Genomic DNA, 13,498 nt, shown 5'->3' with positions numbered 1-13,498 from the left:
TTGCAGATGCTGCAATAATCGGATGGACCGCATCGATGCCATGCAGGCTTTCGTCACCGTCGCCGAGCTCGCCGGCTTTGCGCCGGCAGCGCGCCGGCTGAAGCTGTCGCCGTCGGCGGTGACGCGTCTGGTCGCGGGGCTCGAAGAGCATCTCGGCGTCCGCCTGCTGCAGCGGACGACGCGCTCCGTGACGCTGACCGATTCCGGACGGCGCTATCTCGATCGGGCCAGGCGCATCCTGGCCGACCTCGAGGAGGCGGAGCTCGCCGCCGAGAGCGAGCGCCTGCGGCCGGCCGGGCGGCTGGTCGTGTCGGCGCCGGTCGGATTCGGCCGCCTGCATGTCGGCCCGGTGATGTCTGCCTATCTGAGCCGCTATCCCGACGTCTCCGCCGAGCTGCGCCTCGAGGACCGCCAGGTCAATCTGGTCGAGGACGGCATCGATTGCGCCGTGCGCATCGGCCATCTTGCCGATTCCTCGCTGGTCGCACGCCAGGTCGGCAGCATGCGGCGGATCGTGGTCGGCGCGCCCGCCTACTTCAAGGCGCACGGCGAGCCGCGGACCCCGGAGGCGCTGGCGAAGCACCAGACCATCCAGTTCGGCCCGTGGGCGGACTGGCGCTTCGTGAGGGAGGGCCGCGAGCTGGGGATCGAGATCAGCCCGCGGCTCGTCACCAACAATGCCGACGCCGCGATCCAATATGCCGAGGCCGGTGGCGGCGTGACGCGGGTGCTGGCCTATCAGGCCGCCGAGGCGCTGGACCGCGGCCGCCTCAAGCGCGTGCTGGCAAAATTCGAGCAGCCGCCGCTGCCGATCCATATCGTGTTTCCGAGCTCACGCCTGCTCTCGGCCAAGGTCCGCGCCTTCGTCGATCTGGTCACCACGACCTGCGACTGGCGCTTCGGCTGAGGCCTGTTGTCATCCCTCCTTTTTCGGTACCACGCGAAACGTCGCATTCGCGCGCGCGATCACGGTATCGTCGGCGAGCACCAGGCTTTGCACGAAGCACACCGTGCGGCCGCTCTTGATGACCTCGCTTTCGACGCTGAGCCACTGTCCGATCCCGGCGCTTCCGATGTAGTCGACCGCGAGATTGATCGTGACCAGCGACACCTCCCAGCCCAGCGCCTGGGCGCAGCTGTAGCCCATCGCATTGTCGGCCAATGACGCGATCAGGCCGCCATGGATCAGCCCGCGCGAATTGGTGTGCGGTGTGGCAAGGCGCAGGCCGAGGATGACCGCCTTGTCCGTTGTCCTGGCGTAGAGCGGCTCCCAGGGATCGGTGAACGGGCTCTTGCGGAAATGCGGTTCGAAACCGGCGGGGATGGCATTGTCGGACATGCGGCTCTCGTTGCGCTCAACATGCCCGGCAGTGAACGACGACCGCGCCCGATTTGCACCGCCTACAAAGTTTGAAACGCAATTTGCGGCGATGTTTGAAAACGAACACCTGACCGTGGACGTCAGGTGTCCATCGCCCGCAATTTTGCGGTGCGTCGACGTGCCCCCGCAATTTCGGGTGCACTGGAGATGCTTAACGTGTTAATGAAATGGCGTGCGCCTTCGACTTTCGTCTGTCATATTCGGGCGGGCCGAAGCGATCGGCAGCGCATTGCGGCGAGCGGCGGTGGCCGACCTGCTGCCGCGCTTGCAATGATGTTTATATGCTATAACAATGAAGCAAAGGGCCCTCGAAGGCTCAACCGATGGAAGGAGACGATCTCGATGAGGAAGACGCTTCTGGCGTTGGCGCTGGCTGCCGGTGTGACCACCCCCGCGCTCGCGCAGGACAAGACGTTCGATCTGAAGATCTCGCACTGGGTCCCGGCCAGCCATCCGCTGCAGAAGGCGCTGGAGGATTGGGCCGCGTCGGTCGAGAAGGCCTCCGGCGGCACCATCAAGGGCAAGGTGTTCCCGGCCCAGCAGCTGGGCAAGGCGTTCGATCATTACGACATGGCGCGCGACGGCATCGCCGACGTCACCTACGTCAATCCCGGCTATCAGCCCGGCCGTTTCCCGATCATCGGCGCCGGCGAGCTGCCGTTCCTGATCTCCGACGCCAAGGGCGGTTCGGAAGGTCTCGACGCCTGGTATCGGAAATATGCCGAGAAGGAGATGAAGGACGTCAAATACTGCCTCGCCTTCGTCCACACGCCCTCATCCTTCCACACCCGCACCAAGAAGGTCGTCGTCCCTGAGGACGTCAAGGGCATGAAGATCCGCCCGGCGGATGCGACCATCGCCAATTTCGTCACTCTGCTCGGCGGCACCAACGTGCAGTCGTCGGCCCCGGAAGTGCGCGACATCATCGAGCGCGGCGTCGCCGACGGCGTGACGTTCCCGGCCGGATCGCTGGTGCTGTTCGGCGTCGACAAGGTCACGAAGTACCACATGGACGCGCCGTTCTACGTGACGACCTTCGTGTTCGTCATGAACAAGGACAAGTACAACCAGATGTCGGCGATGCAGAAGAAGGCGATCGACGACAATTGCAACACGGAAGCCGCTGGTCGGGTCGGCGAGCCCTGGGGCAAGTTCGAGGACGCCGGCGTCGACAAGATCAAGGCCGAGCAGGGGCAGGAGGTCTACAAGCTGACGCCGGAGCAGACCGCGTCGTGGAAGAAGGCCTCCGAGCCGCTGTTCAAGACCTGGGCCGACGGCGTCAAGAAGACCGGCGTCGACGCCGACGCCGCCATGACCGAGCTGAAGGCCTCGCTCGCCAAGTACAACGCGCTGGCGCAGTAACGTCTCCTGATACCAAGCTGTTGCGCCGACGGCGGTGCGCTCCCTCTCCCCGTCCTTCACGGGGAGAGGGTCGGGGTGAGGGGCAGCCGCACGAGAAGTGTTCGCGGTCAGACCTGTACCCCCTCACCCGGATTGCATCTTGCGATGCAATCCGACCTCTCCCCGCAAGCGGGGAGAGGCGGGGCACCGCCTGCTGCGCAGCAGCTCGCCCGACATTTTCGAGATGCAAACCTGATTGCTAAAACGGGAACGCCATGCAGCGCGCCTACATGGACCGGATCATCGATGGGATCGAGTGGATCGCCGCGTTCTTCGTCGGCATCGTCGCGCTCGACATCTTCCTGTCGGTGCTGTTGCGCAACACGCTGAACTATTCGATCCCCGATTCCTTCGACATCGGGCGCATGCTGCTCGGCATCCTGATCTTCTGGGGCATCGCTGCGACATCGTACCGCGGCACCCACATCACGGTCGATCTGATCTGGGGCAATGTCGGCCCGCGCTACCAGCGCTGGATCGACATCTTCGCAACTCTCGTGCTGCTGTTCGTCGTCACGGTGCAGACCTGGACCTTGTTCGACAAGGTGCGCGGCACCTACGAGGACAACGTCCTCACCTTCGACCTGCACATGCCGACCTGGCCGTTCTTCGCCATCGCCTGGATCGGCGACGTCTCGGCGGTGCTCCTGATTGCCATCAGAACCTATCGCCTGATCTTCCACCCCGAGGAGATTCATGACCCCCACGTCAAGGTCACGGAGTAGCGCCGCATGAGCACGGATGCGGTCGCCGTCATCGGCTTCGTTGCGCTGTTTGCGCTGATGCTCCTGCGCGTGCCGGTCGGCATGGCGATGGGGCTCGTCGGCGTGTCCGGCTTCGCCTATCTCGTCAACGGCACGGCGGCGCTGAAGCTGGTCGGCCAGACCTCGATGCGCACGGTCACGGACTACACGTTCGGCGTGATCCCGATGTTCCTCCTGATGGGAACGTTCGTCTCCAATTCCGGCATGAGCCGCGAGCTGTTCCGAGCCGCCAACGGCTTCGTCGGCCATCTGCGCGGCGGGCTCGGCATCGCGACCGTCGCGGCCTGCGGTGGCTTCGCCGCGATCTGCGGCTCGTCGGTCGCGACCGCCGCGACGTTCTCGGCCGTGGCCTATCCGGAGATGCGCCGCTTCGGCTATCCGCAATCCTTCGCCACCGGCGTCATCGCCGCCGGCGGCACCCTGGGCGCCATGCTGCCGCCGTCCACCGTGCTCGCGGTCTACGGCATCATCACCGAGCAGGACATCGGCAAGCTGTTCATCGCCGGCATCATCCCGGGCCTCTTGGCGATGACCATGTACATGATCACCATTACGGTGATCGGCCGCGTCAGGCCGGACTTCCTGCCGAAGGGCGAGGCGCCGCCGTGGCGCGAACGCATCGCCGGCTTGAAGGGCATCTGGGCGCCGATGCTGCTGTTCCTGTTCGTGATCGGGGGCCTCTACGGCCTGCCGTTCCTGCCACGCTTCACGCCGACCGAGGCCGGCGGCGTCGGCGCCACCGGCGCCTTCCTGATCGGCCTGTTCACGGGACGGCTCGACAAGGACAAGATCCTGGCCTCGCTGCTGCAGGCGACGCGCACCGCGGCTGCCGTGTTCACGGTGCTGATCGGCGCGCTGATCTTCGGTTACTTCCTGACGGTGACGCAGACGCCGCAAAAGGTGACGGAGTTCCTCACCGGCCTCGGCCTCGGCCCCTACGGCGTGCTGGCGCTGATCATGGTGATGTATCTGGTGCTCGGCTGCCTGATGGACGCGATGGCGATGATCATCCTGACCGTGCCGATCATCTTCCCGGTGATCTCGCATCTCGGCTTCGATCCGATCTGGTTCGGCGTCATCATCGTGATGACCGTCGAGCTCGGCCTGATCCATCCGCCGGTCGGCATGAACGTTTTCGTCATTAAGAGTGTGGTGAAGGACGTCTCCTTCTCCACGATCTTCAAGGGCGTGCTGCCGTTCGTGGCCACCGACCTGATCCGGCTGGTGATCCTGATCGCCTTCCCGCTGCTCGCCACCTGGCTGCCGCAACAGATGATGAACCGCTGATGACGACGCCAATCCTCGAGACCAGATACGTCTTCACCCTCACAGTATCGATCGGCGACGTCACCAGCGCCGGCGAGACCGGCATCGGCGTGCGCCGGATCATCCCGATCCATGGCGGCGAGGTGAAGGGGCCCGGCCGCGACGGCGAGGGCATCAGCGGCAAGATCTGCAACTTCGGCGCCGATTTCCAGGTGATCCGCCCCAACGAGCTGATCGACCTCGAAGCCAAATACGCCTTCGAGACCGACGACGGCGCCACCATCTATGTCGAGAACCGCGGCATCCGCTTCGGACCGGTCGATCTGCTGCAGAAGCTGAAGCGCGGCGAGCCCGTCGATCCCAAGCTGATCTACTTCCGCACCCATCCCCGTTTCGAGACCGGCCACGACAAATATCGCTGGCTGATGCAGCATGTCTTCATCGGCTCCGCCGCCCGCCACGCCGACCGCGTCATCATCGACGTGCACGTGGTGCTGTAGGCCGGGCTGCCTGCCACGTGCTCCGTCATTGCGAGCGCAGCGAAGCAATCCAGAGTCTTACCCGAGCCCTGGATTGCTTCGTCGCTCCGCTCCTCGCAATGACGTTGTGGCTCGAGATGTTACTCCGATCACTGCTGTCGTCCCGGGCAAGCCTCGGCGGCGCGGAGCGCCGTAGAGGCGCCGACCCGGGATCCATACCGCGTGATCTCTCGGGGACGCTTGAACGGCGACCAGTTATCGCCAAACCGACGCCGCTGGTTATGGGTCCCGGGTCGGCGCCCGGCCAACGCTGTCGTGTTGCCCAGGCTTGCCCGGGACGCCAGCGGGGCTTGCGGCGGGACAGCTCGTATTCCCGGAGACCTACGTCTACTCCTCGTCGTCCCAACCCGAAACCCGTCCATAGCCGCCGTGGTCGCAATCGCGATAGCGGTGAGCCGGCACGTAACGATAGCCCTCGTAGCCGTAGCCGTCATACGCCGCGTCGCGGTAATGCGAACGATAGACCGGCGCATGCTCATACGCCTGCGCTTCCGACGCCGACGCCAGCGCGCCGCCGATGAGAGCCCCGGCCACCAGGCCGCCGATCAGCGCCGCATTGCGTCCGTCATGGGCCTGAGCGGGCGCCGCGCCGGCGAACAGCGTTGCGGTCACGGCGAGCGCGGCGACGCCGCCAGCGAGAGATGTCTTCAGCGAAACCATGGTCCCCTCCATTGGGAAGTGTGGTGACGTTCTACCTTGCGCGCTTTGAAGCCGCGCTGAACGTGCTGTTGTTAGCCGTTCATGTCCGAGGCCGGCCTCGGCGCATGGCAACGCGAATGCCGATGGAGTCTTTGGGGTCATCAACGGCAGCGTGGCGCTGGACCGATGAGTCGGCAGCAGCCTGGACCTCATGAGCCGGGCGCGCCTATCGCCGAGAGGCGAGGATTCGAGCGGTCGTTTTCGTGATCGGCGGGGCGCTCTGCAGCGTCGCTCGCCTTTCGGCAATGGCATGATTGAAAAAGTTCAAGGACAAGACCGAATGCGGCGAGGTCCTCTTGTTCGATTGCTCCATCATCGTAGGATTTGAGGGTCTCTCCGATGATTGCGTCGACGTCGCGCTGACATGTCAGCAGATCGTCTTCCGACGCAGCATTGCGAACCTCCGATATCGCCGCAACAATGCGGTTGCGGCAGCTCGTGTTGTCGTCCGGTTCGTCCCGGTTCAGATAGTGAGGCAGCCAGGCGCCGGCCGAACCGATGCCGGATTGCGCCTGCGGGACATTTGGCGCGCCGCGCTATTGATCCATCGCAACGAGGCGCCCTGTCAGGGTTCTACCAACGAAACTCGACTGTCAGCGCGGCCTGCAGGAAATGCCCAGTGTTCAGGCGGTTCTCTTGCACCAGCGCGCCGGCCTCAGGATGAATTGTGATGCCTCGTTTGCGCGCCCTAGATGCTCCGACACCATTTCTCTTTTTCACCGGCAAAGGCGGCGTCGGCAAGACCTCGCTGGCTTGTGCCACGGCCATCGGTCTTGCCGACCGTGGCTTGCGTGTCCTCCTCGTCAGCACCGATCCTGCATCGAACCTCGACGAGATGCTGGAAGTCAGCCTGGCTGATAGCCCACTGCCGGTGCCGAACGTGGCTGGGCTGTTCGCAATGAACATTGATCCCGAGACGGCAGCCGAGAGCTATCGGGTCCGCGTGCTCGAACAACTCGGGCCTGCTGCGACTTCTGAGGAGAAATCGACCGTCCGCGAGCAGCTTTCCGGTGCCTGCACCACTGAGATAGCCGCCTTCGATGAGTTCGTGGGATTGCTGGATGGTGATATGGCGGGCTTCGACCATATCGTGTTCGACACAGCTCCGACCGGCCATACGTTGCGGCTTCTCAGCTTGCCAAAGGCATGGACCGGCTTTCTGAAGGACAACGACCGCGGGGCATCTTGCCTCGGCCCGCATTCGGGTTTGAAGATGCAGGAGGAGCGATTTCGCCGGGCGCTTCAGGCGTTGGGCAATTCCGAGCGCACGACCATCGTCCTTGTCACCCGGGCCGAGCGGGGAGCGATACGCGAAGCCGCCAGAACTTCAGGCGAGCTCGACGCGCTCAATCTCTCGAACCAGGTGTTGGCTGTGAACGGACGCTTTCATGCCGCGGACCCAGCCGATGCCGTGGCAGTCGCCCTTCAGCGCGATCAGGACGAGGCTCTCGCCGCGATGCCAGCGTCGCTGACGAAGCTACCGCGTGATGAAATTCCATTGTTTGGCTTTGACATCGTGGGTGTCGCGGCGCTTAGAGCATTGTTGTCACCATCCAGTGCATCGCTTCCGATGACAGCCGGGGCAGGGGATGCCGAGCCGGTCGACTTGCCGGGTCTCGACCGGTTGGTCGATGATATCGCTGGCGGCAGGCACGGCCTGATCATGGTCATGGGCAAGGGCGGCGTGGGAAAGACGACGGTTGCCGCTGCCGTTGCCGTGGGACTCGCCAAGCGCGGGCATGCCGTCCACCTCAGCACGACCGATCCTGCAGCCCATGTCGCTTTCGTCGTTGAGGGTGCAATGCCGGGCCTGACCGTGGATCGGATCGATCCTCGCATCGAGACCGAACGGTACGTCGCGAAAATATTGGCCAGCCGTGGCCGTGACCTGGATGAGCAGGGCAAGGCGCTGCTGCTCGAGGACCTCGCTTCGCCGTGCACCGAGGAGGTCGCCGTGTTCCATGCCTTCTCCCGGATCGTCGCGGAGGCGCGAAGCGACTTTGTCGTTCTCGATACGGCACCCACGGGCCATACTCTGCTCCTGCTCGATGCCACCGGCGCTTATCATCGGCAGATGACACGCCAACTCGACCCGAGCGGCCCAGGGCGTATCATTACGCCGCTGATGAGACTTCAAGACCCCGCTCATACGCGCGTGATCCTTGTGGCTCTGCCGGAGACGACCCCAGTTTCCGAAGCCGCCGCTCTTCAGGATGATTTGCGCCGCGCCAGCATCGAGCCATTCGGTTGGGTCATCAACAAATGCCTCAGCGCCTCGGGAACTCGCGATCCGTTGTTGCGGTCGCGGCTTGCGAGAGAAAGGATGCAGATTGATCGCGTTCGGAACGGACTTGCAAACCGGGCATTCCTGATCGGCTGGCGAAGCAAGCCGCCGATCGGAATTGAGCAGCTCAAGGCGTTGTCATGATCGATCATGAGTGTCCAAGACAGAAGTCCCGTTCCTCCTGCCCGACGAGCAAATCACTTTGAGGCTTCGCGCGACCTTTCCGCGCGATTCCGGCCGCGTGCCAAGATAAATCGCCTGCGCACCAAAAATCATTTTGCCTGCCACTTCAATGCGGTGCATCGATCGAGATCGATATCCGGAAATTTTTCGCTTTCGCTTTTGAAGAAATCAGGCATGATGCCGCCATCCCGTCCCAAGCGAGGGGCGTAGCGCGCGATCGTCACGACACGCGGGGCGGGGAGCGGTGGCCGCGAGACTTCGCAGCAGGCTCTCACGGGCCTGCGGACGAACGAACGTCTCGTGGACGTGAAGTCGCAGCGTCCTGATACCCCGATGCTGGTATCAAGCCGCGATGGCGCCTCAGGCGCCGCGTGGTGATGGTGGCCAACAAGCCCGGCGCACCAGGGAGACTGCGTATAAGCGTGAAGACCACCGCGCAGGGAAGGCCGGGTGATTCCGGCTGCACCTGTGGTACCTGCCGCCTGCATTTTTTTCGCAGGCGGGCCGCAGGCGTCAGTCGGCGCCTGGCCTTCCCTGCGCCCTCTGCACAAGAGGGTGAACGCTGAGCAAGCCCCGGGCGTGATTTCGCCGCGGGAATGCCCGACCATGTCATTTGCCTTTGCGCAGACACGCCTTACCATGCCGCCATGGGCCCGGACATGTCGTCGCGTAGCTCGCGCAAGCAGTCAGTCCGGCGCCGTCTTTCGCATTGCACAACATGATCTCGGGGAGCGCTTATTGACTCCCGCCAAGATCGTTATAAAACATAACTATTCTGAACAGGACACAATCAAGCGATGGGAAACGCCGACACCGCCACGCCAGCGGGCGATCCGTCTCTGCTGCAGATCGACCAGCAGGGTGCCGTCCTGACGATCGGGCTCAACCGCCCGGCCAAGCGCAATGCGCTGAATGACGGCATCATCCTCGCCATCGGCGAGTGCTTCACCAGCCTGCCCGAAGACGTCCGCTGCGTCGTGATCCACGGCCTCGGCGACAATTTCTCCTCCGGCCTCGACCTGTCCGAACTGCGCGAGCGTGATGCCACTGAAGGCCTGGTGCATTCGCAGATGTGGCATCGTGTGTTCGACCGCATCCAGTATTGCCGCGTGCCGGTCATTGCGGCGCTGAAGGGCGCCGTCATCGGCGGCGGGCTCGAGCTCGCCTGCGCCGCGCATATCCGCGTCGCCGAGCCCTCGGCCTATTTCGCACTGCCCGAGGGCCAGCGCGGTATCTTCGTCGGTGGCGGCGGCTCGGTCAGGCTGCCGCGCCTGATCGGCGTCGCCCGTATGATGGACATGATGCTGACTGGCCGAGTCTATTCCGCGACCGAAGGCTCGTCCTACGGCTTCGCGCAATATCTGGTCGACGCCGGCGCCTCGATGACCAAGGCGCTGGAGCTGGCAACGAAGATCGCGGGTAACGCGCCGCTGACGAACTTCGCCGTGCTGCAGGCCCTGCCGATGATCGCCGAGGCCAATCCGCAGACCGGCCTGCTGATGGAATCGCTGATGGCCACCGTCGCGCAGAGCGACAAGGAGGCCAAGAGCCGCATCCGCGCCTTCCTGGATCACAAGACTGCCAAAGTGAAGCCGACGTGACATGACCGCACAAGCAAAAACAAGCACACAGGGAGGAACGGACGACACGGCGCGCAGCGCCAGTGTTCATCCGTTGCGCGCGATCTCGTTCAACGATCCCGCTGTTACCGTCGATCGCCGCGATGACGGCACCATCTATCTTCGCCCGAAGCAGCCGCTCGGCGACTTCCCGCAGCGGATCACGGACCGGCTGCATCACTTCGCCAAAGCCACACCAGAGCGCGTGTTCATGGCCGAGCGCGTCGGCCCAGAGGGGTGGCGCGAGCTGACCTATGCCACGCTGCTGGCGGCGAGCCGGCACATCGCGTCGGGGCTGCTCGCGCGCGGGCTGTCGCCGGACCGGCCGGTGATGATCCTGTCGGGCAATTCGATCGACCATGCGCTGGTCGCGTTCGGCTCGCTCTATGCCGGCGTGCCGTTCTGCCCGGTGTCCCCGGCCTATTCGCTGGTGTCGCGGGACTACGGCAAGCTCGCTTATCTGATGAAGCTGCTGACGCCGGGACTCGTCTTCGTCGATGACGCCGACAAGTTTGCCGATGCGCTCTCGGCCAACGTGCCTGAAGGCACCGAGATCGTGGCGTCGTTCGGCTCGGTGCCGGGCCGCAAGATCACGATGCTCGCTGATCTCATCGCTTCGCCGCTATTCCCCGGCCTCGATGCCGCGCATGACAAGATCGGCCCGGACACGATCGCGAAATTCCTGCTGACCTCGGGCTCGACCGGCAATCCCAAGGCCGTCATCAACACCCAGCGCATGATCTGCGCCAACCAGGTGATGATCCGCGAGACGCTCGCCTTCCTCAAGGACGAGCCGCCTGTCATCGTCGACTGGCTGCCCTGGAATCACACCTTTGGCGGCAACCACAACATCGGACTCACGCTGTTCAACGGCGGCTCGATGTATCTCGACCAGGGCAAGCCGGTGCCGGGCGGCATCGAAGAGACCGTGCGTAACCTGCGCGAGATCTCGCCGACGGTGTATTTCAACGTCCCCAAGGGCTACGAGTCGCTGCTGCCCTATTTCCGCGAGGACTTAGGGTTGCGAAAGACCTTCTTCAGCCGGCTGCACGCGATGTTCTTCTCGGGTGCCGCGCTGGCGCCGCATGTCTGGAACGAACTCGACGAGCTCTCGGTGGCCGAGACGGGCTATCGCGTGCCGATGCTGACCGGCCTCGGCTCGACCGAGACCGCGCCGTTCTTCATGTCGGTCAATCCGCGCACCAGCCGCTCCGGCCATGTCGGTCTGCCCGTCTCCGGCAACGAGGCCAAGCTCGTGCCCAACAACGGCAAGATGGAAGTGCGGGCCAAGGGCCCGAACGTCACGCCGGGCTATTGGCGCCTGCCGGAGGTCTCGGCCGCGGCGTTCGACTCCGAGGGCTACTACCAGATGGGCGACGCGCTCAAGCCCGTCGATCCCAACGACTTCAACGCCGGCTTCGATTTCGACGGCCGCGTCGCCGAGGACTTCAAGCTCGCATCCGGCACCTGGGTCTCGGTCGGTCCTCTCAGGGCGCGCTTCATTGCCGCCTGCGCGCCGCTGGCGCGTGACGTCATCATCGCCGGCATCAACCGCGACGAGATCGCGGCCATCATTGTGCTCGATGTCGACGGCTGCCGCCTGATCAACGCGACCTTGCCGTTCGACGATCTCGCCGCCACCGCCGCCGATCCGCTGATCGTCGAGGCCTTCCGCGAGCGCTTCACAAAATTCCAGCAGACCGCGACCGGGTCCTCGACCCGGATCACACGCGCCGTTCTGCTCGGTGTGCCGCTGTCCATCGACAAGGGTGAAGTCACCGACAAGGGCTCGATCAACCAGCGCGCCGTGCTGGAGAACCGCAAGGACCTGATCGAGCGCATCTACGCCGCGACGCCGGGCGACGACGTCATCCTCGCCCGCTGATCGACGCATTTTAGGGAGAAACGACATGTTGTTGAAAGATCAGGCCGCCATCGTCACCGGCGGCGCCTCCGGCCTCGGGGCCGCCACCGCCCGCAAGCTCGCCTCGCAGGGCGCCAAGGTCGCCGTGTTCGATCTCAACGCCAAGCTGGCGGCGGAGGTCGCGGCCGAGATCAACGGCGTTTCGGTGGTCTGCGACGTCTCTGACGCCGCGGGCGCCGAAGCCGGCGTCGCCGAGGCGGTCAAGGCGCTCGGCCAGCAGCCGCGCGTGCTGGTGAACTGCGCCGGCATCGGCGTCGCCAAGCGCGTCGTCGGCCGCGACGGCCCGATGGCGCTCGCTGATTTCGAGAAGGTCATCAAGGTCAATCTGATCGGCTCGTTCAACATGCTCAGGCTGGTCACCAACGGCATGACCAAGCTGGAGCCGCAGGCGACCGGCGAGCGCGGCGTCGTCATCAACACCGCGTCGGTCGCCGCCTATGACGGCCAGATCGGGCAGTCCGCCTATTCGGCCTCCAAGGGCGGCATCGTCGGCATGACGCTCCCGATCGCCCGCGAGCTCGCGCAGTTCGGCATCCGCGTGCTGACCATCGCGCCCGGCCTGTTCCTGACGCCGTTGCTCGCCAATTTGCCGCAGGAAGCCCAGGACTCGCTGGCCGCCGCGATCCCGTTCCCGCGCCGTCTCGGCCACGCCGACGAATTCGCCGCACTCGCTTTGCACATGGTCGAGAACCCCTACCTCAACGGCGAAGTCGTCCGCCTCGACGGCTCGCTGCGCATGGCGCCGAAGTAAGTGCCTCGTCATTGCGAGGAGCGAAGCGACGACGCAATCCAGAGTCCCGACCCGGCCCTGGATTGCTTCGCTTCGCTCGCAATGACGGAGAGAATCGTAGGGTGGGCAAAACGCAGCGTGCCCACCGCCGCTGAAGATGGTGGGCACGGCGCTACGCGCCTTTGCCCACCCTACGGACCGCCCTCGGCGACGGAGTGAGGCTTCCCAAACATGTTCATCCACCGCCGCGACGTGCAGATCCAGTGGGGCGACTGCGATCCTGCCAATATCGTCTACTACCCGCGCTACTTCGCGATGTTCGACGATGCGACCTCGGTGATGTTCGAGGCGGCCGGCTTTTCCAAGCAGGACATCGTCCGCCGCTACGGCCTTGTCGGCATCCCGATGGTCGACACCCGCGCCAAGTTCTACATCCCGTCGACCTATGGCGACTGGATCACGATCGAGAGCCGCATCGAGAGCATCAAGCGTTCGTCCTTCGACGTCACCCACAAGGTGTTCAAGGGCGAGGCGCTGGCGCTCGAAGGTTTTGAGACACGGGTGCTGGTCGGGCGCGATCCGGCCGACCCGGACAAACTGAAATCGGCGCCGTTCCCCGAGGAGATGCGAACCAAGTTTCTCGGGGATTGAAGCGCGGGAATGGGTGCGACATGCGGCCGTCTTAAGGATGATCAGCTGTCGTGCTTT

The 13,498-nt window shown here is 64.4% G+C and carries 12 protein-coding genes and 1 pseudogene; 10 read left to right on the top strand and 3 right to left on the bottom strand.

Annotated elements, in window-relative coordinates:
* Positions 1-22: 22 nt before the first annotated feature.
* Positions 23-907 carry a LysR family transcriptional regulator gene (locus S58_RS32695; protein ID WP_015669720.1) on the top strand — a complete coding sequence of 295 codons (885 nt, stop codon included), beginning with the start codon at positions 23-25 and terminating at the stop codon, positions 905-907.
* A gap of 9 nt (positions 908-916) precedes the next feature.
* Here S58_RS32695 and S58_RS32690 read toward each other — a convergent pair whose 3' ends face one another.
* A complete protein-coding gene (locus S58_RS32690) occupies positions 917-1,339 on the bottom strand; it encodes a PaaI family thioesterase (RefSeq protein ID WP_015669719.1) in 423 nt (140 codons plus the stop codon).
* Between the two features lie 384 nt (positions 1,340-1,723).
* On the opposite strand from S58_RS32690, the gene S58_RS32685 reads away from it, so the two are divergent.
* From S58_RS32685 to S58_RS32670, 4 genes are all read left to right on the top strand, one after another.
* Positions 1,724-2,743, top strand: coding sequence for a TRAP transporter substrate-binding protein (locus S58_RS32685; RefSeq protein ID WP_015669718.1), 1,020 nt, complete (start codon positions 1,724-1,726; stop codon positions 2,741-2,743).
* A gap of 254 nt (positions 2,744-2,997) precedes the next feature.
* A complete protein-coding gene (locus S58_RS32680) occupies positions 2,998-3,507 on the top strand; it encodes a TRAP transporter small permease (RefSeq protein ID WP_015669717.1) in 510 nt (169 codons plus the stop codon).
* A 6-nt stretch (positions 3,508-3,513) separates the two neighbouring features.
* Complete coding sequence (locus tag S58_RS32675) at positions 3,514-4,833, top strand: TRAP transporter large permease (RefSeq protein WP_015669716.1); 1,320 nt, start codon at positions 3,514-3,516, stop codon at positions 4,831-4,833.
* Entirely contained in the window at positions 4,833-5,312 is a 480-nt protein-coding gene (locus S58_RS32670; protein ID WP_015669715.1) for a DUF3237 domain-containing protein, read from the top strand. Before S58_RS32675 ends, S58_RS32670 begins: the two co-directional genes overlap by 1 nt.
* A gap of 366 nt (positions 5,313-5,678) precedes the next feature.
* Here the strand turns inward: S58_RS32670 and S58_RS35900 are convergent, their stop codons facing one another.
* Together S58_RS35900 and S58_RS39240 are read right to left on the bottom strand one after the other, a co-directional pair.
* Positions 5,679-6,011, bottom strand: a complete 333-nt coding sequence (locus S58_RS35900) for a hypothetical protein (RefSeq protein ID WP_015669714.1) — start codon at positions 6,009-6,011, stop codon at positions 5,679-5,681.
* Between the two features lie 205 nt (positions 6,012-6,216).
* A pseudogene (locus S58_RS39240) lies at positions 6,217-6,556 on the bottom strand (TRAP transporter substrate-binding protein); the annotation flags it as partial.
* 164 nt (positions 6,557-6,720) lie between these two features.
* Between S58_RS39240 and arsA the strand changes: the two are divergent.
* The 5 genes from arsA (at position 6,721) to S58_RS32640 (ending at position 13,441) form a co-directional block, all read left to right on the top strand.
* A complete protein-coding gene (gene arsA, locus S58_RS32660; RefSeq protein ID WP_015669713.1) occupies positions 6,721-8,478 on the top strand; it encodes an arsenical pump-driving ATPase in 1,758 nt (585 codons plus the stop codon).
* A gap of 836 nt (positions 8,479-9,314) precedes the next feature.
* A complete protein-coding gene (locus S58_RS32655; protein ID WP_015669712.1) occupies positions 9,315-10,118 on the top strand; it encodes a crotonase/enoyl-CoA hydratase family protein in 804 nt (267 codons plus the stop codon).
* Between the two features lies 1 nt (position 10,119).
* Complete coding sequence (locus S58_RS32650; RefSeq protein ID WP_015669711.1) at positions 10,120-12,021, top strand: feruloyl-CoA synthase; 1,902 nt, start codon at positions 10,120-10,122, stop codon at positions 12,019-12,021.
* 25 nt (positions 12,022-12,046) lie between these two features.
* Entirely contained in the window at positions 12,047-12,811 is a 765-nt protein-coding gene (locus S58_RS32645; protein ID WP_015669710.1) for an SDR family NAD(P)-dependent oxidoreductase, read from the top strand.
* A gap of 210 nt (positions 12,812-13,021) precedes the next feature.
* Positions 13,022-13,441, top strand: a complete 420-nt coding sequence (locus tag S58_RS32640) for an acyl-CoA thioesterase (protein ID WP_015669709.1) — start codon at positions 13,022-13,024, stop codon at positions 13,439-13,441.
* The last annotated feature ends 57 nt before the right edge of the window (positions 13,442-13,498 follow it).

Origin of the sequence: Bradyrhizobium oligotrophicum S58 (assembly GCF_000344805.1) — a bacterium.
GTDB lineage: Bacteria > Pseudomonadota > Alphaproteobacteria > Rhizobiales > Xanthobacteraceae > Bradyrhizobium > Bradyrhizobium oligotrophicum.
This window is presented reverse-complemented; position numbering and strand designations above follow the sequence as displayed.